The organism is Streptomyces sp. JNUCC 63, from assembly GCF_054366325.1.
Genome location: NZ_CM135963.1, coordinates 6491842 through 6517311 on the forward strand (window position 1 = coordinate 6491842; position 25470 = coordinate 6517311).

A 25470-nucleotide genomic window follows, 5' to 3' on the forward strand; every position below is an offset into this window, starting at 1 on the left:
TGTCCGAGAGCACACACTCATGGCGTGGTCCAGGTCACGAACGACGAGAGGAAGCGGTGATGACGACGACGTCCAACCCGGCCGGCTCCGCCCAGGGCACCTGCCCGGTGCACCACGGTTTCGAGCCGTTCGCCCAGGACGACCCGTTCCCCGTCTACGCCGCACTGCGGGCCGAGGAGCCCGTGATGTTCGACGAGCGGATCGGCTACTGGGTGGTGACGCGGTACGACGACATCAAGGCGGTCTTCTCCGACTGGGAGACGTTCAGCAGCGAGAACGCCCAGGCACCGGTCCGCGAGCGAGGGCCCGAGGCCCGGCGGATCATGGAGGAGGGCGGGTTCACCGCGTACAGCGGCCTGTCCGCCCGGGTGCCGCCGGAGCACACCCGGATCCGCAAGGTGGTGGCGAAGGCGTTCACCCCGCGCCGCTACAAGGCCCTGGAGCCCGACATCCGCCGGAACGTGGCCGACCAGCTCGAGCGGATGCTGGCGAACCCGGACCGCCGCGGAGACATCCTCCGCGACCTGGCCTACGACGTCCCCACCATCACCATCCTGACGCTGATCGGCGCCGACGTGACCAAGGTCGACCTGTTCAAGAAGTGGTCGGACTCCCGGGCCGCCATGACCTGGGGCGACCTGAGCGACGAGGAGCAGGTGCCGCACGCGCACAACCTCGTCGACTACTGGCAGGAGTGCCTGCGGCTGGTCGCCGACGCCCACGAGCGCGAGGTCGACAGCCTGGTCGGCGACCTCGTCCGGGCCCAGCGCGACGGAGACCCGATCAGCGACCACGAGATCGCCTCGGTCTGCTACTCACTGCTCTTCGCCGGCCACGAGACCACCACCACACTGATCTCGAACACCGTCCGGGTCCTGCTGGAACACCCCGAGCAGTGGCGGCAGGTCGTCGCCGACCCCAAGCTCGCCGCGGGCGCCGTCGACGAGGTGCTGCGCTACAGCCCCTCCATCGTCGCCTGGCGGCGCCGGGCCCTGAAGGACGCCGAGATCGGCGGGGTCGAGGTGCCGGCCGACGCTGACATCCTGCTGGTCATGGGCTCCGCCAACCGCGACGAGGCCCACTTCACCGACCCGGACCGGTTCGACATCCACCGGGAGAACGCCCGCGAGCACCTCGCCTTCGGCTTCGGCATCCACTACTGCCTGGGCAACATGCTCGCCAAGCTGCAGACGCGGATCGCCGTCGAGGAGATCGCCCGGCGGGCCCCCGGCCTCACCCTGGTCGACCCCGCCGCCGTGCGGTTCCGCGACAACCTCTCCTTCCGTGCCCCGCTGTCCGTCCCCGTCACCTGGGAGGGCTGAGCCGTGCCCCGCTCGCCGTACATCACCTTCTTCGACGACCGAGAGATCGAGCCCGCCCTGGACGACCTCGGCGGCAAGTGCGCCTCGCTGTGCACCATGACGGCCGCCGGCATGCCGGTTCCACCCGGGTTCGCGGTGACCACCGCGGCCTACCGCCGCTTCGTCGAGCACACCGGCACAGCCGACGAGACCGCCCGGCTGCTGGCCACCCTCGACCCGGACGACGTGACCGGCGTCGAGGAGGTCTCCGCCCGCATCCGTGAGCTGGTCTGCTCCGTGGAGGCGCCCGCCGAGCTGGGCGTCGCCGTCGGCGAGGCGTACGACCGGCTGCAGTCCGCGTTCAGCGAGGAGGTCCCCGTCGCGGTCCGCTCCTCGGCCACCGCCGAGGACCTGCCCGGGGCGAGTTTCGCCGGACAGCAGGACACCTACCTGTGGCTGACCGGGGCCGATGCGGTCCGTGACCACATACGCCGCTGCTGGGCCTCCCTCTACACCAGCCGCGCCATCCTCTACCGGCTCCGCAACGGCATCCCCGAGGAGGGGCTGGCCATGGCGGTGGCGGTGCAGAAGATGGTGAACTCCCGGGTGGCCGGGGTGGCGCTCACCCTGAACCCGACCAACGGCGACCGGTCCAAGATCGCCATCGACGCCTCCTGGGGCGTCGGCGAGATGGTGGTCTCCGGCCAGGTGACGCCCGACAACATCCTCCTCGACAAGGTGGTGCTCAGCGTCGTCACCCAGACGGTCGGCGACAAGCACGCCGAACTGGTCCCGGACCCCGCCCGCGGCAGCCTGGTCGAGCGCGAGGTCGAATCGGACCGCCGTACGCGGCTGTGCCTGACCCCCGAGGAGGTCGGCGCGGTGGCCGCGATGGCCAAGCGCGCGGAGAAGCACTACCGGTGCCCGCAGGACATCGAGTGGGCCTTCGACGCCGACCTTCCGCCCGGTGAGGACCTGCTGCTGCTCCAGGCACGGCCCGAGACGGTCCACTCCACGGGCGCCGCGGCCACCGCCCGGCCCGCCGCCACCGCCCCGGCGGCCGTGTCCGGGGGCTTCTCCTTCTCCACGTCGTCCCTGATGTCGTCGATGTCCTCGATGACCTCCACCCTCACCCGCGGCCTGGGCTGAACCGCGGCCCGCCGGTTTCCCACCCCCCTTCCGGCTCCGGCGGCATCCGCAACCCCGGCCGCCGGATCAGCCCCGCCTGTCCTGCGGCGCCGTATCCCCGGTCGCCGGGGGAGTTCGTACAACTTTTCGCCTCGCACCGAGCATGTCTGGCAAGGAGCCGCCATGACCGCCACCCAGCACGAGCCGAGCATGAAGTCGTTCCCGAAGCCGTCCGAGCTGCCCGTGCCCGAGGGCGCCGAGGGCTGGGAGCAGCTCTACCCGTACAACCTGGTCTTCCAGAACCTCAGCGGCGCCGAGGACGAGAAGTTCTGGTTCTGCGACAGCCAGCACTGGCCGACCGTCTTCAAGCCCTTCGAGACGATCGGCGGCGAGTTCGCGGTCAAGTGCCTGGGCCAGTACAACACCCGCCACCTGCTCATCCCGCCGGCCAACGGCATCGAGTTCAAGATCCACCTCGGGTACCTCTACATGAGCCCGGTCCCCGTGCCCGAGGCGGAGATCCCGGCCCGCGTCCCCGAGTTCGAGCGCCGCGCCGGCCACTACTTCCAGAACTGGGACTCGCTGCTGGAGAACTGGCGGCGCAAGGTGCGCTCCACCATCGACGAGATGGAGTCGCTGGAGTTCACCGCGCTGCCCGCCGCCGTGCCCTTCGACGACATCGTGGGCGGTGTCGCCAAGGACGGCACCGAGAAGCTGATGGAGAACTACGACCGGCTCATCCAGCTGCTCTACCAGAACTGGCAGTACCACTTCGAGTTCCTGAACCTCGGCTACATCGCCTACCTGGACTTCTTCGGCTTCTGCAAGGAGGTCTTCCCCGGCATCCCCGACCAGGCCATCGCCAAGATGGTCCAGGGCGTGGACATGGAGCTGTTCCGGCCCGACGACGAGCTCAAGAAGCTCGCCGCCCTCGCCGTGGAGCGCGGCCTGCAGGCCGGCTTCGAGGACACCGACGACGTGGCCGGCACGCTCGCCCGCATCGGTGATCTGGACGGCGGCCAGGAGTGGCTGGAGGCCTACCGCGCGGCCCAGGACCCGTGGTTCAACTTCACCGTCGGCAACGGTTTCTACGGCCACGACAAGTACTGGATCGAGCACCAGGAGATCCCGCTCGGCTACATCAAGGACTACATCCGCCGCCTCGAGGAGGGGCAGCGGATCACGCGGCCCGTCGAGGAGCTGATCGCCGAGCGCGACCGCGTCATCGAGGAGTACCGCGACCTGCTCGACGCCGAGCGCCTGGCGGACTTCGACGCCAAGCGGGGCCTGGCCGCGACCGCCTACCCCTACGTGGAGAACCACAACTTCTACATCGAGCACTGGACCATGGGCGTCTTCTGGCGCAAGGTCCGTGAGCTCGGCCAGGTCTTCGCGGACGCCGGCTTCTGGGCCGACAAGCACGACATGCTCTACCTGACCCGTGGCGAGGTCCGCGACGCCCTGTTCGACCTCTCCACCGGCTGGGCCGTCGGCGCCGAGCCCACCGGCCCGCACTACTGGCCCGCCGAGATCGAGCGCCGCCGCAGGATCATCGACGCGCTGAGCAGCAGGCGCCCGCAGCCCGCCCTGAACACGCCCCCGGCCCGGATCACCGAGCCGTTCACGATGATGCTCTACGGCATCACCACCGAGCAGGTCCAGCAGTGGCTGGCGGGCGACGAGGAGGGCGCGGACGGCGCCATCACCGGCATGGCCGCCTCGCCCGGCGTGGTCGAGGGCGTGGCCCGGGTGGTGCACAGCGCCGACCAGCTCGGCGAGGTACAGGAGGGCGACATCCTCGTCGCCACCATCACGGCACCCTCCTGGGGGCCGATCTTCGGCAGGATCAAGGCCACCGTCACCGACATCGGCGGCATGATGAGCCACGCCGCCATCGTCTGCCGCGAGTACGGGCTGCCCGCCGTCACCGGCACCGGCAACGGGTCCACCACGATCCGCACCGGACAGCGTCTGCGGGTCGACGGCAACACCGGCCGCGTCGAGGTGCTGGACTGACCATGACCGCCCACACGCAGCAGCCCGAGGGCACCGGCCGTACCGTCCTGGTGACGGGCGCGGCCGGCGGCCTCGGCCGGAGCTTCGCCCTCGGCTTCGCCGCCCGCGGCTACCGGGTGGCGGTCGCCGACCTCGACACCGCCGGCGCCGAGGAGACCGCCCGCCTGGTCACCGGGGCCGGCGCCGAGGCCTGGCACGGCCGGATCGACGTGACCGACCCGGAGTCGGTGGCCGCCGCCACCGCGCGGGTGGCCGAGTTCGGCGAGGGACGCATCGACGTACTCGTCAACAACGCGGCCGTCTACGCGACCGTCACCCGCAGTCCCCTGGAGGAGATCAGCCCCGCCGAGTGGGACCTGGTGATGGGCGTGAACCTCAAGGGCCCCTGGCTGATGGTCCGCGCCTGCAGCCCGTACCTGCCCGAGGGCGGCCGGGTGGTGAACCTGTCCTCCGCCACCGTCTACAGCGGCTCGGAGAACTGGCTGCACTACGTGGCCTCCAAGGGCGGCGTGATCGCCCTGACCAGGGTCATGGCCAAGGAACTCGGCCGCAGGGGCATCACGGTCAACGCGATCGCCCCGGGCTTCACCCTCACCGAGGCCAGCTACGGCCTGATCGAGAACGCCGAACAGTACGGCGTCGACCGCGGCGCGCTGCGCCGGGCCGGTCATCCCGAGGACGTCGTCGGTGCCGCGCTGTTCCTGGCCGGACCGGACTCCGGATACGTCACCGGACAGACCCTCGTGGTCGACGGTGGCCGCCAGTTCGTCTGACCCCGTACGACCCGTCCCTGCCCACCGCGGGTACGCCTCCCCGACCCGCCCGCACCACACCGAGCACGACCCAGCGAAGGACTCGAGATGCCCACGATCACCTACACCGACGCCACCGGCGCCAGCCGCACGGTGGAGGCCAACCCCGGGGACACCGTCATGGAGACCGCCGTCCGCAACGGCGTACCCGGCATCGTGGGGGAGTGCGGTGGCTCGCTCTCCTGCGCCACCTGCCACGTCTTCGTCGACGAGGCCGAGCTGCCCGGCCTGCCCGCCATGGAGGACATGGAGGACGAGATGCTCTGGGGCGCCGCCGTCGACCGCGCCGACAACTCCCGCCTGTGCTGCCAGATCAGGGTCACCCCCGGCATGGACCTGCACGTCACCACGCCCGAGACGCAGGTCTGAACGATGACCGACCAGTCGACCGACCCGGGACTGCTCATCGTCGGCTCCTCCCAGGCGGGCGTCGCCCTGGCCGGCACGCTGCGCGCGCTGGGCGACACCCGGCCGATCACCCTGCTCGGCGAGGAGAACCACCGCCCCTACCAGCGGCCCGCCCTGTCCAAGGAGTTCCTCCAGGACAAGGTCACCAAGGAGTCGCTGATCTTCCGGACCCAGGAGTACTGGGACCAGCACGCCATCGACGTCGTCAAGAACGAGCGCATCGTCCGCGTCGAGAAGAACGCCGACGGATCGGGCGTGGCGCACGCCAGGTCCGGGGCCGTCTTCCCGTTCGGCCGGCTCGCCCTCGCCGTCGGCGCGCGCGCCCGCCGGCTCCCGGTGCCCGGCGCCGACCTGCCCGGCGTGCTCCACCTGCGCAACGCCGACGACGCGCTCGAACTCAAGGCCCGGGTGCCCATGGTGCGGGACGTCGTCGTCATCGGCGGCGGCTTCATCGGCCTGGAGGCGGCGGCCAGCCTGCACACCCTCGGCAAGCGGGTCACCGTCGTGGAGGCCGGGCCGCGGTTGGTCGGCCGGGCCGTCGGCCCCGAGACCTCCACGTACCTGCTCGCCCACCACCGCGACCGGGGCATCGAGGTGCTGCTGGACAGCCAGGTCGCCGCGGTCAAGGGCGACGGCGACCGGGTCGTCGGTGTCGTCGTCGGCGACCGCACCCTGCCCGCCGACCTGGTGCTGGTCGGCGTGGGCGTCGTCCCCAACACCGAACTCGCCGAGAGCATGGGGCTCGCCGTCGACAACGGAATCGTCGTGGACCGCCGCGCGGTCGCCTCCGACGGGGTGACCCTCGCCCTCGGTGACGTCGCCAACCAGCCCAATCCGGTGCCGGGCGCGCCCGAGGGCGACCGGGTCCGGTTCGAGAGCGTCAACAACGCCGTCGAGCAGGCCAAGGTCGCCGCCCACGCCCTGACGGGACACGAGGGCGAGTACCCGGGCATCCCCTGGTTCTGGTCCAACCAGGGCGAACTGAAGCTGCAGATCGCCGGGTTGTCCACCGGCTACGACCGGACCGTCCTGCGGGTCGAACCGGACAAGGGCCGGCACAGCGTCCTGTACTACCGGCAGGACCGGATCATCGCCGCCGACTGCGTCAACCACCCCCTGGACTTCATGGCCGTGAAGGCGGCGCTCGCCAAGGGGGCCACGATCCCCGCCGACTCCGCGGCCGACGTGTCGGTCCCGCTGAAGACGATCACCACGGCACCCCGTGAGGAGTCACTCCGATGAGTCTCGTCCACCCCCTGCCCCCCACCCCGGTGCCGGCCACGGCACCGGTCGACACCGGCCCGGTGGCGCTCACCCCGTCGGCCACCACCGACCTGGACCCGATCTGGGCGGCGGTGGTCCCCGAGACCCGGGCCCGCAGCAACGACATCCACCTGCCGATATCGCTCGCCTACGCCGAACGGCTGTGCCGCGCCCACCCCGAGGCCAACGCGCTGCTGGTCCGGGTGGCGATCCTGCTGCACGACACCGGCTGGGGCCGGGTCGACGAGAGCCGCATCCTCTCCGAGGGCTTCAGCGGCGACTGGCGCAAGGCCGAGATCCGCTACGAGCACGAACGCCAGGGCTGCCTGATCGCCCGCGAGGTGCTGCCGCCGCTCGGCTACGACGAGGAGTTCGTCGAGGCCGTGTGCGCGATCGTCGACGGCCACGACACCCGCAAGGAGGCGTACTCCCTGGAGGACGCCCTGGTCCGCGACGCCGACCGGCTGTGGCGCTTCGACCACGCCGGAATCGCGCTCGCCTCCGGCTGGTTCGGGATGGACCCGGCCACCTACTGCGACCGGCTCGCCACCGAGATCGTGCCCGAGCTGCTGACCGAGGCGGCCATCGAGATGGCCGGCGCCGACCTGGCCCGGTCGAACGCCCTGCTGAAGACCGGGGTGCTGCGGTGACCGGGAAGGCCGCCGGCCCGGCGCCGAGCGTGGCGCCCGCCGCCGCGCACACCGCCGGGCTGCCCTGGACCCACGTGGACGACCTGTACGTGGACGGCGCCTGGACACGCGCGCGCGGCACCGGACGGCTGCCGGTGGTCTACCCGGCCACCGGGGAGGAGTGGGGGAGTGCCCCCGCCGCCGGCCCGGAGGACGTCGACGCGGCCGTCTCGGCGGCGGTACGCGCCTTCCGCGAGGGCCCCTGGCCCCGCAAGAGCCCCGCCGAGCGGGCCGAGGTACTGCTCCGGATCGCCGACGAGATCGAGAAGCGCGCCGAGCCCCTGTCCCGCACCAACACCCTGGAGAACGGCTCGCCGGTCGCCGAGACCGCCGGCGCCGCCGCCAACGCGGCAGGCATCTTCCGGTACTTCGCCTCGCTGGCCGGCCGGCTGGAGCGGGACGACATCCGTCCCTTCCCGGCGGGCGGCGCCGAGTCGCTGGTCCGCTGGGACCCGGTGGGCCCCTGCGCGCTGATCGCCCCGTGGAACTTCCCCATCAACCTGGTGGCCATCAAGCTCGCCCCGGCGCTGCTGGCCGGCTGCACCGCCGTGATCAAGCCCGCCGAGACCACCCCGCTGTCCATCCGCTTCGTCGTGGAGGCCGCGGCGGCGGCCGGGGTCCCCGACGGCGTGGTCAACCTGGTCACCGGCGACGGCGGCGCGGGAGACGCCCTGGTCCGGCACCCCGGCATCGCCAAGGTCGCCTTCACCGGGTCCACTCCGGTGGGCCGGCGCATCGCCGCGGCCTGCGGGGAACTGCTGCGCCCGGTCACCCTGGAACTCGGCGGCAAGTCCTCCGCGATCGTGCTGCCGGACGCCGACCTGGCCGGGATGTCCGCGGCGCTGATCCGCTCCTCGATGCGCAACACCGGCCAGACCTGCTACATCTCCACCCGGATCCTGGCCCCCGCCGAGCGCTGTGAGGAGGTGCTGGCGGCCGTCACCGGCACCGTCGCCGCCGCGGCCCAGGGCGACCCCTTCGACCCGGACACGGTGTTCGGCCCGATGGCCAACCGCGCACAGTACGAGGTGGTGCTCGGCTTCCTCGCCGACGCCGAACGCGAGGGCGCCCGCGTCACCACCGGCGGCCGCGCCCTGCCGGGCCCCGGCTGGTTCGTGCAGCCGACCGTGCTCGCCGACGTCACCCCCGGGATGCGGGTGGCCCGCGAGGAGATCTTCGGCCCCGTCGTGACCGTCCTGCCGTACGACGACGTGGACGAGGCGATCGCCCTCGCCAACGACACCCCCTTCGGCCTCGGCGGCCTGGTCTTCTCCGCCGACCCGGAGGCCGCCCTGGCGGTCGCCCACCGCATGGACACCGGATCGGTGGGCATCAACTTCTTCGCCTCCAACCACTCCGCCCCCTTCGGCGGCCGCCACGACTCCGGCCTCGGCGTCGAGTACGGCATGGAGGGCCTGACGGCGTATCTGACCCCGAAGTCGATCCACCGCCGCGCCTGACGGGGACGCGGCCCCGGCAGGGGACCCCCTCCGCCGCGTCCCCGCGGCTTTGCCGCGGCGGGCGGCGGACACGGTGGAGGGGGCGAAGGAGGCCCGGCAGTTCCACGCGGCAGCCCACGACCGGCGGGGCACCGGCTTTGGTCACCCGGCACGCACGTGTCGCAGGCACCGAGGGCGCCCGGCCCTGGCCCCGCGCGCGGCACCCGAGCGGTGCCGGCGTCCCCCGGGGCCCACTCCCGGCAGCCATCGTGCGGGCGCCCCGTCCCTGGTCCGCCGTCACCCGGCCCGGGGCGTGCCCGTTTTCCGCCCCGGCCCGGCCCGGCCCGGCCCGGCCCGGCCCGGCCCGGCCCGGCCCGGCCCGGCCCGGCCCGGCCCGGGCTTGTCCGGCTGGTGGGTCGGCGGCGGGGTCGGGTCGCGCCCGTCTCCCGGTCCTGCTCGCGCCGCCCGTTCCCGTTCTCGCGCACCGCCTCTGCCGGGCCGCGCAGTCCCGGCCGGGCCCGTCTGCCCGGTGGACCGGCGACCGACCCGAGGCGCGCGGTCGTGTCCCACGACGTGGTGCAGGGGATCAAGCGCTTCGTGTTCCGGTATGAGTCCCACGGCGGTCGCCGTGGAGGCGGCAGCCCGCGAAGCGTCCCGTTGAGGCGGGTTGAACACCCGATCCGGCGGGGCCGTCGTCCCCGACCTGCGGATTCCGGCGCCTCGATCCCCTGCACGACCTGGCGGGACGCCATCAGGCGCGCTTGTCCTCGGTGCCGCCCGAGCCGAGCTCGGGCCGCGCCTGTCCGCATGGTGGACCGGCGGCCCGCCTGAAACGTGTCCGCCCCGGGACCCGACCGGGCCGGCCCGTCCGCCTGATGGACCGGCGGCCGGGTTCCGGGGCCGGACGTGGGAGGATCGGAGACGGCGGGCCGGGGTCGCGCACCCGGTCGGGCCGTCACCACGCGCGAGGGCGCGCGTACGCAGGGCAGTACACAGGGCGCGCGAGCACTGAGGAGCACCGTTGAGCAGGTTGCGTTGGCTGACCGCGGGGGAGTCCCACGGGCCCGCACTCGTCGCCACGCTGGAGGGCCTTCCCGCCGGCGTGCCCATCACCACGGAGACGGTGGCGGACCACCTCGCGCGGCGGCGCCTCGGCTATGGGCGCGGCGCCCGGATGAAGTTCGAGCGTGACGAGGTCACCTTCCTCGGCGGTGTCCGGCACGGACTGACCCTGGGCTCCCCGGTGGCGGTCATGGTGGGGAACACCGAGTGGCCCAAGTGGGAGAAGGTCATGGCCGCCGACCCGGTGGACCCGGCGGAGCTGGCCGAGCTCGCGCGCAACGCGCCGCTGACCCGCCCCCGGCCCGGCCACGCCGACCTGGCCGGCATGCAGAAGTACGGCTTCGACGAGGCCCGGCCGGTGCTGGAGCGGGCCTCCGCCCGCGAGACCGCGGCCCGCGTCGCGCTGGGCGCCGTCGCCCGGTCGTACCTGAAGGAGACGGCCGGCATCGAGATCGTCTCCCACGTCGTGGAGCTGGCCGCGGCCAAGGCGCCGTACGGCGTGTACCCGACCCCGGCGGACGTCGAGAAGCTGGACGCGGACCCGGTGCGCTGCCTGGACGCGGACGCCTCCAAGGCGATGGTCGCGGAGATCGACCAGGCCCACAAGGACGGCGACACGCTCGGGGGCGTGGTGGAGGTGCTGGCGTACGGCGTGCCCGTGGGCCTCGGCTCCCACGTGCACTGGGACCGCCGGCTGGACGCCCGGCTCGCCGCCGCGCTCATGGGCATCCAGGCGATCAAGGGCGTCGAGGTCGGCGACGGCTTCGACCTGGCGCGGGTGCCCGGCTCCAAGGCCCACGACGAGATCGTCACCACGGACGAGGGCATCAAGCGCGCCACCGGCCGCTCCGGCGGCACCGAGGGCGGGCTGAGCACGGGCGAGCTGCTGCGCGTGCGCGCCGCGATGAAGCCGATCGCGACCGTGCCCCGGGCCCTGAGGACCGTGGACGTCTCCACCGGCGAGCCCACGCAGGCCCACCACCAGCGCTCCGACGTGTGCGCGGTGCCGGCCGCCGGCATCGTCGCCGAGGCCATGGTCGCCCTCGTCCTCGCCGACGCCGTCGCGGAGAAGTTCGGCGGCGACAGCGTGACCGAGACCCGTCGCAACGTGCGGTCGTACCTCGACAACCTGGCGATCCGGTGAGCGCCGTACCGGTCGTCGTCCTGATCGGGCCGATGGGCGTGGGCAAGTCCACCGTCGGACGGATGCTGGCCGACCGTCTCGGGCTCGCCTACCGGGACACCGACGACGACATCGTGGCCGAGCAGGGCCGTACCATCGCCGAGATCTTCGTCGACGAGGGAGAGCCCGTCTTCCGCGCGATCGAGAAGGACGCGGTGCGCCGGGCACTCGCCGAGCACGACGGCGTGCTGGCCCTCGGCGGAGGCTCGATCCTCGACGAGGACACCCGCGCCCTGCTCGCCGGACTGCGGGTCGTCTACCTGTCGATGGACGTCGAGGAGGCCGTCAGACGCACCGGCCTCAACGCCGCCCGGCCGCTCCTCGCCGTCAACCCGCGCAAGCAGTGGCGCGAGTTGATGGAGGCCCGCCGGCACCTCTACGAGGAGGTCGCCACGGCCGTGGTCGCCACCGACGGCCGTACGCCCGAAGACGTCACCCAAGCCGCCCTGGACGCACTGGAGTTGAAGGAAGCATGAGCGAGGCAGTGACGCGGATCCACGTCGGCGGCACCGCGGGCAGCGACCCCTACGACGTGCTGGTGGGCCGCCAACTCCTCGGCGAACTCACCGGCTTGGTCGGCGACAAAGCCAAGCGAGTCGCCGTCGTCCACCCCGAGGCACTCGCCGAGACCGGGGACGCGCTCCGCACCGACCTGGCCGAGCAGGGCTACGAGGCGATCGCCATCCAGGTGCCCAACGCGGAGGAGGCCAAGACCGCCGAGGTCGCCGCCTACTGCTGGAAGGCGCTTGGCCAGTCCGGCTTCACCCGCACCGACGTCATCGTGGGCGTGGGCGGCGGCGCCACCACCGACCTGGCCGGTTTCGTGGCGGCCACCTGGCTGCGCGGGGTGCGCTGGATCGCCGTCCCGACCACCGTGCTGGCCATGGTCGACGCGGCCGTCGGCGGCAAGACCGGCATCAACACCGCCGAGGGCAAGAACCTCGTCGGCGCCTTCCACCCGCCCGCGGGCGTACTGTGCGACCTGGCCGCCCTGGACTCCCTCCCGGTCAACGACTACGTCTCCGGACTCGCCGAGGTCATCAAGGCCGGCTTCATCGCCGACCCGGCGATCCTGGACCTCATCGAGTCCGACCCCGAGGCCGCCCGCACCCCGGCCGGCCCGCACACCGCCGAACTCATCGAGCGCTCCATCCGGGTCAAGGCGGACGTCGTCTCCGCCGACCTCAGGGAGTCGGGCCTCAGGGAGATCCTCAACTACGGGCACACGCTCGGCCACGCCATCGAGAAGAACGAGCGGTACAAGTGGCGGCACGGCGCGGCAGTCGCCGTCGGCATGCACTTCGCCGCCGAACTCGGCCGTCTCGCGGGCCGGTTGGACGACGCCACGGCCGACCGGCACCGCACGATCCTCGAGTCGGTGGGCCTGCCGCTGCACTACCGCTACGACCAGTGGCCCAAGCTGCTGGAGACGATGAAGGTCGACAAGAAGTCCCGCGGCGACCTGCTGCGCTTCATCGTCCTGGACGGCCTCGCCAAGCCCACCGTCCTGGAGGGCCCGGACCCGGCCGTGCTGCTCGCCGCCTACGGCGAGGTGGGGCAGTAGGTCCCGCCGAGCCCCCTTCGTCCGATCCGCCGTACGGCGACGGGCACTTCGGGCCGCGCCCGGCCGTTCACCATACGGCGGCCGGGGACGGTACCGTTCGGTAGGCGGCGGGGTCGGGCCCGCCGCCGGCGCCAATTGCCTCGTACGAGACGGAGTCGCACCGGATGCAGCACGCAGTGGGTTCACCGCTGCCGCCGCCCCACCAGCCGGGGCACGGACCGGCCCTCGGCCGGCCACCGGCCGCACACCACCCGGGGCCACAGCACCTGGGGCCACACCACCCGGGTGCGCCCCAGGGCTCCGCGCCCGTGCCCCCGCCACCGCCCCCCGGCCACCCGTCGGCTCCACCCCCGCAGGGCCCGCAGCCACAGGGTCCGCACCCGTCGGCGCCTCCGGTTCCGCCGGACGCCACGGGCCACGTCCGGCTGCCGCCGGGCGCCCCGGTCGGCATGCCCAGCGTGCCGCCCGCCCAGACCGTGCCCGACCCGACGACCACCACGCTGGCGGTGCTGCTGATCGGACCGGCGGGCGCGGGCAAGACGAGCGTCGCCAAGTACTGGGCCGACCACCGCCGTGTGCCCACCGCCCACATCAGCCTCGACGACGTGCGCGAATGGGTCCGCTCCGGCTTCGCCGACCCGCAGTCGGGATGGAACGACAACTCCGAGGCGCAGTATCGTCTCGCCCGCCGCACCTGCGGCTTCGCCGCGCGCAACTTCCTCGCCAACGGCATCTCGTGCATCCTCGACGACGCCGTCTTCCCCGACCGCCCGGTGGTCGGCCTCGGCGGCTGGAAACGTCACGTCGGCCCCGGCCTGCTCCCGATCGTCCTCCTGCCCGGCCTGGACGTCGTCCTGGAGCGCAACGCCGAGCGCACCGGCAACCGCCGCCTCACCGACGAGGAGGTCGCCCGCATCCACGGCCGCATGGCCGGCTGGTACGGCTCGGGCCTCCCCATCATCGACAACTCCACGATGGACATCCCCTCCACGGCCCACCTCCTGGACGAGATCCTGACCAGATCACTGGCCAGCCCACCGACCTGGTGACTCACACTGCGGGCAGCCGTGCCTCCCCCAGTGCTGAACGCCTGGGGGTACCCCCAGGGCGCTGGGGGTACCCCTGCTCGAAGAGCTTGGGGGAGGCACCCTGTCAGCGCCGGTAAGCGCCCCCGCCCTCCGCAGCAACACCGGGCACCGCGAAAGCGAGGCCGGCGGAAACCACGCCCTGCGGCAGGAGACCCCACTCGGCCCTCCCGAACGGCGATATTGAGCCACGACTCTTACGCTCGGTTCATGCCAGAGGTGTACGCGGCCCGCCGAACCCGGCTGAGGGAACGCTGCCACGCGGGCGGCAGCGCGGCGGCGCTGGTGACTCGTCCCGCCAACGTCCGGTACCTCGCGGGAGCGTTCCCGCACGGTGCCGTCCTGCTCCTCGCCAAGCACGAGGACCTCCTGCTGTGCCAGAGCCCCCCGGACGACCGGCCCTACGAGGGCCGCCCCGACGAGGCCCTGCACGTGCAGGTCCTGCCCCAACCCCCCGGCGGCGACCCGGCCGTCGCCGCCGCCGACCTCGCCCAGTCCCAGGGCGCCGACTCGCTCGCCGTCGAGGAACACCACCTCACCGTGGCCCGCCACCGCGCCCTCGCCTCGGTGGCGCCCCGGCTCCGGCTGGCGGACCTCGACAGCGCGGTCGAGCAGCTCAGAGTCGTCAAGGACGAGGAGGAGATCTCCAATCTGAGGATCGGCGCCGAGATCGCCGACCAGGCCCTCGGCGAGCTGCTGGAGTCCATCCTCGTCGGCCGCACCGAGCGCCATCTCGCCCTGGAGCTGGAGCGGAGGCTCGTCGACCACGGCGCCGACGGTCCCGCCTTCCCGACCTCCGTGGCCACCGGCCCGAACGCCGGCCGCCGCGGCCACCGGCCCACCGACCGGCGGGTGGAGGAGGGCGACTTCCTCTCGGTGTGCCTGGGCGCCGCCTACCGCGGCTACCGCTGCGAGATCGGCCGTACCTTCGTGATCGGCACGTCCCCGGCGGACTGGCAGATCCAGCTGTACGACCTGGTCTTCGCCGCCCAGCGCGCCGGACGGGAGGCCCTGACCCCCGGCGTCGCCTACCGCGACGTGGACCGCGCCGCGCGTCAGGTCCTGGATTCCGCCGGGTTCGCCGAGCGCCTGCAGCCCCTCACCGGGCACGGGGTCGGACTCGAAATCGACGAGGACCCGCAGTTGGCCCCCTCGGCCATGGGTAAACTGGACGCTTGCGTGCCGGTCACCGTCGAACCGGGGGTCCACCTCCCGGGACGGGGCGGCGTCCGGATCGATGACACGCTCGTCGTACGCCCCGAGGCGGACGGCGGACCCGAGCTACTCACCATCACGACCAAGGAGCTCCTCGCGCTCTAGCCTCGCGCTGGGCGCCCGCCCCAGGGTCGTACGTCAGTCCAGGAGATTCCGCAACCGTGGCTTCCACGAACGACCTCAAGAACGGCATGGTGCTCAAGCTCGAAGGCGGCCAGCTGTGGTCCGTCGTCGAGTTCCAGCACGTCAAGCCCGGCAAGGGCCCGGCCTTCGTGCGCACCAAGCTCAAGAACGTGCTCTCCGGGAAGACCGTCGACAAGACGTTCAACGCCGGCGTCAAGGTCGAAACGGCCACCGTCGACAAGCGCGACATGCAGTTCTCCTACATGGACGGCGACTACTTCGTCTTCATGGACATGGAGACCTACGACCAGCTGCACATCGACCGCAAGGTCGTCGGTGACGCCGCCAACTTCCTGATCGAGGGCTTCGAGGCCACCGTCGCCCAGCACGAGGGCGAGGTGCTCTACGTCGAGCTCCCCGCCGCCGTCGAGCTGACCATCGCCGAGACCGAGCCGGGCGTCCAGGGCGACCGCTCCACCGGTGGCACCAAGCCCGCCACCCTGGAGACCGGCCACCAGATCCAGGTGCCGCTCTTCGTCACCACCGGTGAGAAGATCAAGGTCGACACCCGCACCAGCGACTACCTCGGCCGGGTGAGCAGCTAACCGTGGCTGCCCGCAACACGGCCCGCAAGCGTGCCTTCCAGATCCTCTTCGAGGCCGACCAGCGCGGAGCCGAGGTCCTGACTGTCCTCGCGGACTGGATCCGGCTCTCCCGGACCGACACCCGACAACCGCCGGTCAGCGAGTACACGATGCAGCTGGTCGAGGGCTACGCCGAGCACGCCACCCGCATCGACGAGCTGATCGGCCAGTACGCGGTCGGCTGGACGCTCGACCGCATGCCGGTCGTCGACCGCAGCATCCTGCGGCTCGGCGCGTACGAGCTGATCTGGGTCGACGAGACCCCGGACGCCGTCGTTCTGGACGAGATGGTGCAGCTGGCGAAGGAGTTCTCCACGGACGAGTCGCCCTCGTTCGTCAACGGCCTGCTCGGCCGGCTGAAGGACCTCAAGCCCTCGCTGCGCCGGAACGAGTCCTGAGAACAGCGAACATGCCGGAGGGCCCGCAGCGCGCCCGCTGCGGGCCCTCCGGCTGTTCCGCGTGTTCCTGATACGCCTGGGCTTTCCAGGCCCGCAGAACGCCGTCGGGGGGCCGGAACAGCATGGTTCCGGCCCCCCGACGGTACGTTTCTGCGCAAGCCGCTCAGGCGGTCAGCTCTCTTCGTGGGACGCCACGGCGCGGCGCGCGTCCGCGTCCAGCACGCCCCAGCTGATCAGCTGCTCGGTGAGGACCGAGGGCGACTGGTCGTAGATGACGGCGAGGGTGCGCAGGTCGTCCTGGCGGATCGAGAGCACCTTGCCGTTGTAGTCACCGCGCTGCGACTGGATCGTCGCCGCGTACCGCTGCAGCGGGCCCGCCTTCTCGGCCGGCACCGTGGCCAGCCGCTCCAGGTCCAGGACCAGCTTCGGCGGGGGCTCGGCGGCGCCGCCCGGAGTGGTGCCCGGCAGCAGCTCCTGCACGGGGACTCCGTAGAAATCCGCCAGTTCGGCGAGGCGCTGCACGGTCACGGCACGGTCGCCGCGCTCGTACGAACCGACCACGACCGCCTTCCAGCGTCCCTGGCTCTTCTCCTCGACACCGTGGAGGGAAAGGCCCTGCTGGGTGCGGATCGCCCGGAGCTTGGCCCCGAGCTGTTTGGCGTATTCGCTGGACATATGGCTCCCCGGACACTGTGTCGACGCGGCCGGCTTGGTTTCCCGCCGCGCGGCTGGTAACTCACTGTGAGGTTACGCAGCGTTACTCTTGCGCGTCAAGCCGAATGGTCCACACCGCCGCTTCCGTGGTAACGGCAGCGGGTTGCGCCAAGGGGGTGATCAGGGAGGTCTCCGGCACCTGCTAACGTGGATGGCGCAATTCCGACGTCCTTTAAGGTCCGTCCCGTGAGGCGGAGAAGGAGGTCCGTTTCGTATGGACACGCACGCGAACGCACATACGTCCGATGCACGGCCCGTTCTCGAGGGCCCCGACATCGCACGGGTGCTGACCCGCATCGCCCACGAGATCGTCGAGCGCGCCAAGGGCGCCGACGACGTGGTACTCCTCGGCATTCCGACCCGGGGTGTCTTCCTCGCCCAGCGGCTCGCCGCCAAGCTCGAGCAGATCACCGAGCGCAAGGTCCCCCGCGGCTCGCTCGACATCACCATGTACCGCGACGACCTGCGCCTGCAGCCCCCGCGCGCGCTGGCCCGCACCGAGATCCCCGGGGACGGCATCGACGGCCGTCTGGTCGTCCTCGTCGACGACGTGCTCTTCTCCGGCCGCACCATCCGCGCCGCCCTCGACGCCCTGAACGACATCGGCCGCCCGCGCGCGGTGCAGCTCGCCGTCCTGGTCGACCGCGGCCACCGCGAACTGCCCATCCGCGCCGACTACGTCGGCAAGAACCTCCCCACGTCGCTGCGGGAGACGGTCAAGGTCCTGCTCGCCGAGGAGGACGGTCGCGACACCGTGCTGCTCGGCGCCAAGCCGGCCGCCCCGGGCGAGCGGCAGCCGTAGCCACGCGCGCGTACGCGACGCCGTACGCGCCGCGCGTGTGCCTTCCGCGCGCCCGCCTGCCCGGCTGTGCCTTCCGGGGCTGTGACACAAGCGGCCGCCGCGGGCCCCAACCCCCGCTTCCTGAATGAACTTCCTTACGGAGCCTGACAGATGCAGCGTCATCTCATCTCGGCCGCCGACCTCTCCCGTGACGACGCCGTCCTGATCCTCGACACCGCCGAGGAGATGGCCCGGGTCGCCGACCGGCCGATCAAGAAGCTGCCGACCCTGCGCGGCCGCACCGTCGTCAACCTCTTCTTCGAGGACTCCACCCGCACCCGGATCTCCTTCGAGGCCGCCGAGAAGCGGCTGTCCGCGGACGTCATCAACTTCACCGCCAAGGGTTCCTCGGTCTCCAAGGGCGAGTCCCTGAAGGACACCGCCCAGACCCTGGAAGCGATGGGCGTCGACGCCGTCGTCATCCGGCACGGCGCCTCCGGAGCCCCGTACCGGCTGGCCAACTCCGGCTGGATCGACGCCGCCGTCATCAACGCCGGCGACGGAACCCACCAGCACCCCACCCAGGCCCTGCTCGACGCCTTCACCATGCGCCGCCGGCTGGTCGGCCGGGACGCGGGCCTCGGCCAGGACCTGTCCGGCAGGCGCATCACCATCGTCGGCGACGTGCTGCACAGCCGGGTCGCCCGCTCCAACGTCGACCTGCTGCACACCCTCGGCGCCGAGGTCACCCTGGTCGCCCCGCCGACCCTGCTGCCCGTCGGCGTCGAGTCCTGGCCCTGCGAGGTGTCCTACGACCTCGACGCCACGCTGTCCAAGTCCGACGCGGTGATGATGCTGCGCGTCCAGCGCGAGCGCATGAACGCCGCCTTCTTCCCCACCGAGCGCGAGTACTCCCGGCGCTACGGCCTCGACGGCGACCGCATGGCCAGGATGCCCGAGCACGCCATCGTGATGCACCCCGGCCCGATGGTCCGCGGCATGGAGATCACCGCCGAGGTCGCCGACTCCGAGCGCTGCACGGCCGTCGAGCAGGTCGCCAACGGCGTCTCCATCCGCATGGCCGTGCTGTACCTGCTGCTCGGCGGCAACGAGACCGCCCTCACCCAAGTCCGCCCGCCCGTCTCCCACCACCACCCTTCTGACGAGCGCTCCGCGCACACCTCTTTCGCCGAGGAGAAGTAACCGACATGAGCAAGATCCTGATCCGTGGTGCGAAGGTGCTCGGCGGTGAGCCCCAGGACGTGCTCATCGACGGCGAGACCATCGCCGAGGTGGGCACGGGCCTGGACGCGGAAGGCGCCGGTCGTGCCGGAGGCGCGCAGGACGTGACCGTGGTCGAGGCCGAGGGCAAGGTCCTGCTGCCGGGCCTGGTCGACCTGCACACCCACCTGCGCGAGCCGGGCCGCGAGGACTCCGAGACCGTGCTCACCGGCACCCGCGCCGCCGCCTCCGGTGGTTACACCGCCGTGTTCGCCATGGCCAACACCTTCCCCGTCGCCGACACCGCCGGCGTCGTCGAGCAGGTCTGGCGGCTCGGCCGGGAGCACGGCTACTGCGATGTCCAGCCCATCGGCGCCGTCACCGTCGGCCTGGAGGGCAGGAAGCTCGCCGAGCTCGGCGCCATGCACGAGTCGGCCGCCGGGGTGACCGTCTTCTCCGACGACGGCAAGTGCGTCGACGACGCGGTGATCATGCGCCGGGCGCTGGAGTACGTGAAGGCATTCGGCGGCGTCGTCGCCCAGCACGCCCAGGAGCCGCGCCTGACCGAGGGCGCCCAGATGAACGAGGGCGTCGTCTCCGCCGAGCTGGGACTCGGCGGCTGGCCGGCCGTCGCCGAGGAGTCGATCATCGCCCGCGACGTGCTGCTCGCCGACCACGTCGGCTCCCGCGTGCACATCTGCCACCTGTCGACCGCCGGAAGCGTCGAGATCGTCCGCTGGGCCAAGTCCCGCGGCATCCGGGTCACCGCCGAGGTCACCCCGCACCACCTGCTGCTGACCGACGAGCTGGTGCGCACCTACAACCCGGTCTACAAGGTGAACCCGCCGCTGCGCACCGAGCGGGACGTGCACGCCCTGCGCGAGGCGCTGGCCGACGGCACCATCGACATCGTCGCCACCGACCACGCCCCCCACCCGCACGAGGACAAGGACTGCGAGTGGGCCGCCGCCGCCATGGGCATGGTCGGCCTGGAGACCGCGTTGTCAGTGGTCCAGGAGACCATGGTCGACACGGGCCTGCTGGACTGGGCCGGCGTCGCCGACCGCATGTCCTTCAAGCCCGCTCGGATCGGACAGGCCACCGGCCATGGCCGTCCCGTCTCGGCAGGTGAGCCCGCGAACCTCATCCTGGTCGACACGGCATACCGTGGGCAGGTGGACCCCGCGGGCTTCGCCTCGCGCAGCCGCAACACCCCGTACGAGGGACGTGAGCTGCCGGGCCGTGTCACCCACACGTGGCTCCGGGGCAAGGCCACGCTCGTCGACGGGAAGCTCACGTGACACCTGCAACACTGCTCGCAGCCGGGCTCGCCACCGGGCTCGCCGCCGAAGAGAAGTCGGCCGAGGTCACCGACTGGGCCGCCCGCATCGGCTGGCTGGTCGGCCTCGCCCTGTTCGTCGCCCTCGTCTACTGGCTGATGCGCGAGGGCTGGAAGTGGCGCGGCACCCTCCAGGGCGACCTGCCCGAGCTGCCCTCCGCACCGCAGGACCCCGGTGAGCCGAAACGGACGATGACCGGCCGCTACCACGGTTCCACCACCGCCGGTCAGTGGCTGGACCGCATCGTGGCCCGGGGCCTGGGCACCCGCAGCCGGGCCGAGCTGACCCTGACGGACGCCGGCCTGGACGTCGTACGCCCCGGAGCCACCGACTTCTTCGTGCCGGCCGCACAGCTGCGCGGGGCCCGGCTCGACAAGGGCATCGCCGGCAAGGTCCTCACCGAGGGCGGCCTGCTGATCGTGACCTGGGCGCACGGCGAACGGCTGATCGACTCCGGGTTCCGCTCCGACCGGGCGGCCGAGCACCCCGCGTGGGTCGAAGCCCTCAACTCCCTGACCGAAAAGCACAGCACGGAAGGCGCCGAACGATGACCACCTCCAGCCAGGAGACCGCTTCGCAGAGGCACAAGGGGGCTCCAGCCGTACTCGTCCTGGAGGACGGCCGGATCTTCCGCGGCCGTGCCTACGGAGCCGTGGGGGAGACGTTCGGCGAGGCCGTGTTCTCCACCGGCATGACCGGCTACCAGGAGACCCTCACCGACCCGTCGTACCACCGCCAGGTCGTCGTCATGACCGCCCCGCACGTCGGCAACACCGGCGTCAACGACGAGGACCCCGAGTCCCAGCGGATCTGGGTCTCCGGCTACGTGGTGCGCGACCCCGCGCGCCGGCCGTCCAACTGGCGCGCCAAGCGCAGCCTGGACGAGGAGCTGGCCGCCCAGGGCGTCGTCGGCATCAGCGGCATCGACACCCGCGCCCTCACCCGCCACCTGCGCGAGCAGGGGGCCATGCGCGTCGGCATCTTCAGCGGCGAGGCCGTTCAGGACGACGCCACGCTGCTGGACCGGGTCCTTCAGGCGCCCCGGATGGAGGGCGCCGACCTGTCCGCGGAGGTCGCCACCCAGGAGGCGTACGTCGTCCCGGCGATCGGCGAGAAGAGGTTCACCGTCGCCGCGGTCGACCTCGGCATCAAGGGCATGACCCCGCACCGTATGGCCGAGCGCGGCATCGAGGTGCACGTGCTGCCGGCCACGGCCACGCTGGAGGAGGTGTACGCGGTCGAGCCCGACGGGGTGTTCTTCTCCAACGGGCCGGGCGACCCGGCCACCGCCGACCACCCCGTCTCCGTGATGCGGGGCGTCCTGGAGCGCGGCACACCGCTGTTCGGCATCTGCTTCGGCAACCAGATCCTCGGCCGCGCGCTCGGCTTCGGCACCTACAAGCTGAAGTACGGCCACCGCGGCATCAACCAGCCGGTGCAGGACCGTACGACCGGCAAGGTCGAGGTCACCGCGCACAACCACGGCTTCGCCGTGGACGCCCCCACCGACCGGGTCTCCGACACGCCCTTCGGCCGTGTCGAGGTCTCCCACGTCTGCCTCAATGACAACGTGGTGGAGGGCCTGAGGCTGCTCGACAAGCCGGCCTTCAGCGTCCAGTACCACCCCGAAGCGGCCGCGGGACCCCACGACGCCGCCTACCTGTTCGACCGCTTCGTCTCCCTGATGGAGGGCCAGCGTGCCTAAGCGCACCGATATCCAGTCCGTCCTGGTCATCGGCTCCGGCCCGATCGTCATCGGCCAGGCCGCCGAGTTCGACTACTCCGGCACCCAGGCGTGCCGCGTCCTGAAGGCCGAGGGCCTGAGGGTCGTCCTCGTCAACTCCAACCCGGCGACGATCATGACCGACCCGGAGATCGCCGACGCCACCTACGTCGAGCCGATCACCCCGGACTTCGTCGAGAAGATCATCGCCAAGGAGCGCCCCGACGCGCTGCTGCCCACCCTGGGCGGCCAGACGGCCCTGAACACGGCCATCAGGCTGCACGAGAACGGCGTCCTGGAGAAGTACGGCGTCGAACTGATCGGCGCCAAGGTCGAGGCCATCCACAAGGGCGAGGACCGCGACCAGTTCAAGGAGGTCGTGGAGGCCGTCCGGCAGAAGATCGGGCACGGCGAGTCCGCCCGCTCGGTGATCTGCCACACCATGGACGAGGTCCTGGCCGGCGTAGACGAGCTCGGCGGTTACCCGGTCGTCGTCCGCCCCTCCTTCACCATGGGCGGCGCCGGCTCCGGCTTCGCCCACGACGAGGACGAGCTGCGCCGCATCGCCGGCACCGGCCTCGCGCTCTCCCCGACCACCGAGGTGCTCCTGGAGGAGTCCATCCTCGGCTGGAAGGAGTACGAGCTGGAGCTGATGCGCGACAAGAACGACAACGTCGTGGTCGTCTGCTCCATCGAGAACTTCGACCCGATGGGCGTGCACACCGGCGACTCCATCACCGTCGCCCCGGCGATGACGCTCACCGACCGCGAGTACCAGATCCTGCGCGACATGGGCATCGCCATCATCCGCGAGGTCGGCGTCGACACCGGCGGCTGCAACATCCAGTTCGCGGTCAATCCCGAGGACGGCCGGGTCATCGTCATCGAGATGAACCCGCGCGTGTCGCGTTCGTCGGCCCTGGCGTCCAAGGCGACCGGCTTCCCCATCGCCAAGATCGCCGCCAAGCTCGCCGTCGGCTACACCCTCGACGAGATCCCGAACGACATCACGCAGGAGACCCCGGCCTCCTTCGAGCCGACCCTGGACTACGTGGTCGTCAAGGCGCCCCGGTTCGCCTTCGAGAAGTTCCCGAGCGCCGACTCCACGCTGACCACCACCATGAAGTCGGTCGGCGAGGCCATGGCCATCGGCCGCAACTTCACCGAGGCCTTCCAGAAGGCCCTGCGCTCGCTGGAGAAGAAGGGCAGCCAGTTCACGTTCGTCGGCGAGCCCGGCGACAAGCACGAGCTGCTGCAGGCGGCCGTCCGCCCGACCGACGGCCGGATCAACGCGGTCATGCAGGCCATCCGCGCGGGCGCCACGCCGCAGGAGGTCTTCGACGTCACCAGGATCGACCCCTGGTTCGTCGACCAGCTGTTCCTGATCAAGGAGGTCGCCGACGAGCTCGCCGAGGCGCCCGAACTCACCGCCGAAGTGCTCGCCGACGCCAAGCGGCACGGCTTCTCCGACCAGCAGATCGGCGAGATCCGCGGCCTGCGCGAGGACGTGGTCCGCGAGGTGCGGCACGCGCTCGGCATCCGCCCGGTCTACAAGACGGTCGACACCTGCGCCGCCGAGTTCGCCGCGAGGACGCCGTACTTCTACTCCTCCTACGACGAGGAGACCGAGGTCGCCCCGCGCGAGAAGCCCGCGGTGATCATCCTGGGCTCCGGCCCCAACCGCATCGGCCAGGGCATCGAGTTCGACTACTCCTGCGTGCACGCCTCCTTCGCGCTGTCCGACGCCGGGTACGAGACCGTGATGGTCAACTGCAACCCGGAGACCGTCTCCACCGACTACGACACCTCCGACCGGCTGTACTTCGAGCCGCTCACCCTGGAGGACGTGCTGGAGATCGTCCACGCGGAGCGGCAGGCCGGCCCGATCGCCGGCGTCGTCGTCCAGCTGGGCGGACAGACCCCGCTGGGCCTGGCACAGGCCCTGAAGGACAACGGCGTGCCGATCGTCGGCACCCCCCCGGAGGCGATCCACGCCGCCGAGGACCGGGGCGCCTTCGGCCAGGTGCTGGCCGAGGCGGGCCTGCCCGCCCCCAAGCACGGCACCGCCACCACCTTCGCCCAGGCCAAGACCATCGCCGACGAGATCGGCTACCCGGTCCTCGTCCGCCCGTCGTACGTCCTCGGCGGACGCGGCATGGAGATCGTGTACGACGAGGCGCGGCTGGAGGCGTACATCGCCGAGTCGACCGAGATCAGCCCCTCCCGGCCGGTGCTCGTCGACCGGTTCCTGGACGACGCCATAGAGATCGACGTCGACGCCCTCTACGACGGCGAGGAGCTGTACCTCGGCGGCGTCATGGAGCACATCGAGGAGGCCGGCATCCACTCCGGCGACTCGGCGTGCGCGCTGCCCCCGATCACGCTCGGCGGGTACGACATCAAGCGGCTGCGGGCCTCCACCGAGGCCATCGCGCGCGGCGTCGGGGTGCGCGGCCTGATCAACATCCAGTTCGCGCTGTCCGGCGACATCCTCTACGTCCTGGAGGCCAACCCGCGCGCCTCCCGTACGGTGCCCTTCACCTCCAAGGCGACCGCCGTGCCGCTGGCCAAGGCCGCCGCCCGGATCTCGCTGGGCGCGACCGTCGCCGAGCTGCGCGAGGAGGGCCTGCTGCCGAAGAACGGCGACGGCGGCACGCTGCCGCTGGACGCGCCGATCTCCGTCAAGGAGGCCGTGCTGCCCTGGAGCCGCTTCCGGGACACCTCCGGGCGCGGCGTCGACACCGTGCTCGGCCCGGAGATGCGCTCCACCGGCGAGGTCATGGGCATCGACTCCGTCTTCGGCACGGCGTACGCCAAGTCGCAGGCGGGGGCGTACGGTCCGCTGCCGACCAAGGGCCGCGCCTTCATCTCGGTCGCCAACCGGGACAAGCGGTCGATGATCTTCCCGGCCCGTGAGCTGGTCGCCCACGGCTTCGAACTGCTCGCCACCTCCGGCACCGCCGAGGTGCTCAAGCGCAACGGCATCCACGCCACCGTGGTGCGCAAGCAGTCCGACGGCCCCGGCCCGAACGGCGAGAAGACCATCGTCCAGCTCATCCACGACGGCGAGGTCGACCTCATCGTCAACACCCCGTACGGCACCGGCGGCCGCCTCGACGGCTACGAGATCCGTACGGCGGCCGTGGCCCGCTCCGTGCCCTGCCTGACCACGGTCCAGGCCCTGGCCGCGGCGGTCCAGGGGATCGACGCCCTCCACCACGGCGACGTGGGCGTCCGCTCCCTGCAGGAGCACGCCGGCTTCTTGACCGCGACACGCGACTAGCAGCCCCGAGGGGGACACCGGAAACGGTGTCCCCCTCTTCACGAGGACCACGTCTTCACGAGGACCGAGAGAACTCAG

At 71.8% G+C, this 25470-nt stretch carries 22 protein-coding genes; 21 read left to right on the forward strand and 1 reads right to left on the reverse strand.

Annotation, left to right across the window (positions count from 1 at the left end):
* The first annotated feature begins 59 nt into the window (after positions 1-59).
* From ACX25U_RS29940 to nusB, 15 genes are all read left to right on the forward strand, one after another.
* Entirely contained in the window at positions 60-1322 is a 1263-nt protein-coding gene (locus ACX25U_RS29940) for a cytochrome P450 (RefSeq protein WP_454384592.1), read from the forward strand.
* Positions 1323-1325: 3 nt separating this feature from the next.
* Complete coding sequence (locus tag ACX25U_RS29945; RefSeq protein ID WP_454384594.1) at positions 1326-2450, forward strand: PEP/pyruvate-binding domain-containing protein; 1125 nt, start codon at positions 1326-1328, stop codon at positions 2448-2450.
* Between the two features lie 162 nt (positions 2451-2612).
* Positions 2613-4445: a PEP-utilizing enzyme gene (locus ACX25U_RS29950; protein ID WP_454384595.1), complete on the forward strand. Its 1833-nt coding sequence runs from the start codon at positions 2613-2615 to the stop codon at positions 4443-4445.
* A gap of 2 nt (positions 4446-4447) precedes the next feature.
* Complete coding sequence (locus tag ACX25U_RS29955) at positions 4448-5218, forward strand: SDR family NAD(P)-dependent oxidoreductase (RefSeq protein WP_454384596.1); 771 nt, start codon at positions 4448-4450, stop codon at positions 5216-5218.
* 87 nt (positions 5219-5305) lie between these two features.
* The gene (locus ACX25U_RS29960; RefSeq protein WP_454384598.1) at positions 5306-5626 is read left to right on the forward strand and encodes a 2Fe-2S iron-sulfur cluster-binding protein; all 321 of its coding nucleotides are present in this window, start codon (positions 5306-5308) and stop codon (positions 5624-5626) included.
* Positions 5627-5629: 3 nt separating this feature from the next.
* Positions 5630-6907: an NAD(P)/FAD-dependent oxidoreductase gene (locus tag ACX25U_RS29965; RefSeq protein ID WP_454384600.1), complete on the forward strand. Its 1278-nt coding sequence runs from the start codon at positions 5630-5632 to the stop codon at positions 6905-6907.
* A complete protein-coding gene (locus tag ACX25U_RS29970) occupies positions 6904-7578 on the forward strand; it encodes an HD domain-containing protein (RefSeq protein ID WP_454384602.1) in 675 nt (224 codons plus the stop codon). Before ACX25U_RS29965 ends, ACX25U_RS29970 begins: the two co-directional genes overlap by 4 nt.
* A complete protein-coding gene (locus ACX25U_RS29975; RefSeq protein WP_454384604.1) occupies positions 7575-9077 on the forward strand; it encodes an aldehyde dehydrogenase family protein in 1503 nt (500 codons plus the stop codon). The genes ACX25U_RS29970 and ACX25U_RS29975 overlap by 4 nt, the downstream gene beginning before the upstream one ends.
* Before the next feature lie 1000 nt (positions 9078-10077).
* Positions 10078-11262 (forward strand): chorismate synthase, encoded by a 1185-nt coding sequence (aroC, locus tag ACX25U_RS29980; RefSeq protein ID WP_454384605.1) that lies wholly within the window; start codon positions 10078-10080, stop codon positions 11260-11262.
* Entirely contained in the window at positions 11259-11777 is a 519-nt protein-coding gene (locus tag ACX25U_RS29985; RefSeq protein WP_454384606.1) for a shikimate kinase, read from the forward strand. Before aroC ends, ACX25U_RS29985 begins: the two co-directional genes overlap by 4 nt.
* The gene (gene aroB, locus ACX25U_RS29990) at positions 11774-12865 is read left to right on the forward strand and encodes a 3-dehydroquinate synthase (RefSeq protein ID WP_454384607.1); all 1092 of its coding nucleotides are present in this window, start codon (positions 11774-11776) and stop codon (positions 12863-12865) included. The genes ACX25U_RS29985 and aroB overlap by 4 nt, the downstream gene beginning before the upstream one ends.
* Positions 12866-13029: 164 nt before the next feature.
* Positions 13030-13914, forward strand: a complete 885-nt coding sequence (locus ACX25U_RS29995) for a Pro-rich N-terminal domain-containing protein (RefSeq protein WP_454384609.1) — start codon at positions 13030-13032, stop codon at positions 13912-13914.
* A gap of 246 nt (positions 13915-14160) precedes the next feature.
* Entirely contained in the window at positions 14161-15270 is a 1110-nt protein-coding gene (locus tag ACX25U_RS30000) for an aminopeptidase P family protein (RefSeq protein WP_454384610.1), read from the forward strand.
* Between the two features lie 56 nt (positions 15271-15326).
* Positions 15327-15893: an elongation factor P gene (gene efp / locus ACX25U_RS30005; RefSeq protein WP_454384611.1), complete on the forward strand. Its 567-nt coding sequence runs from the start codon at positions 15327-15329 to the stop codon at positions 15891-15893.
* A gap of 2 nt (positions 15894-15895) precedes the next feature.
* Positions 15896-16330 carry a transcription antitermination factor NusB gene (nusB, locus tag ACX25U_RS30010; RefSeq protein WP_454384612.1) on the forward strand — a complete coding sequence of 145 codons (435 nt, stop codon included), beginning with the start codon at positions 15896-15898 and terminating at the stop codon, positions 16328-16330.
* A 171-nt stretch (positions 16331-16501) separates the two neighbouring features.
* Here the strand turns inward: nusB and bldD are convergent, their stop codons facing one another.
* On the reverse strand, positions 16502-17005 hold the full coding sequence (bldD, locus tag ACX25U_RS30015) for a transcriptional regulator BldD (RefSeq protein WP_004990661.1): 504 nt from the start codon (positions 17003-17005) through the stop codon (positions 16502-16504).
* A 253-nt stretch (positions 17006-17258) separates the two neighbouring features.
* On the opposite strand from bldD, the gene pyrR reads away from it, so the two are divergent.
* From pyrR to carB, 6 genes are all read left to right on the forward strand, one after another.
* Positions 17259-17846: a bifunctional pyr operon transcriptional regulator/uracil phosphoribosyltransferase PyrR gene (pyrR, locus tag ACX25U_RS30020; RefSeq protein ID WP_454384613.1), complete on the forward strand. Its 588-nt coding sequence runs from the start codon at positions 17259-17261 to the stop codon at positions 17844-17846.
* Positions 17847-17996: 150 nt separating this feature from the next.
* On the forward strand, positions 17997-19028 hold the full coding sequence (locus ACX25U_RS30025) for an aspartate carbamoyltransferase catalytic subunit (protein ID WP_454384615.1): 1032 nt from the start codon (positions 17997-17999) through the stop codon (positions 19026-19028).
* Between the two features lie 5 nt (positions 19029-19033).
* On the forward strand, positions 19034-20347 hold the full coding sequence (locus ACX25U_RS30030; protein ID WP_454384616.1) for a dihydroorotase: 1314 nt from the start codon (positions 19034-19036) through the stop codon (positions 20345-20347).
* On the forward strand, positions 20344-20937 hold the full coding sequence (locus tag ACX25U_RS30035) for a PH-like domain-containing protein (protein ID WP_454384618.1): 594 nt from the start codon (positions 20344-20346) through the stop codon (positions 20935-20937). The genes ACX25U_RS30030 and ACX25U_RS30035 overlap by 4 nt, the downstream gene beginning before the upstream one ends.
* Positions 20934-22091, forward strand: coding sequence for a glutamine-hydrolyzing carbamoyl-phosphate synthase small subunit (gene carA / locus ACX25U_RS30040; RefSeq protein ID WP_454384620.1), 1158 nt, complete (start codon positions 20934-20936; stop codon positions 22089-22091). The genes ACX25U_RS30035 and carA overlap by 4 nt, the downstream gene beginning before the upstream one ends.
* The gene (gene carB / locus ACX25U_RS30045) at positions 22084-25392 is read left to right on the forward strand and encodes a carbamoyl-phosphate synthase large subunit (RefSeq protein ID WP_454384622.1); all 3309 of its coding nucleotides are present in this window, start codon (positions 22084-22086) and stop codon (positions 25390-25392) included. Before carA ends, carB begins: the two co-directional genes overlap by 8 nt.
* Positions 25393-25470: the final 78 nt, after the last annotated feature.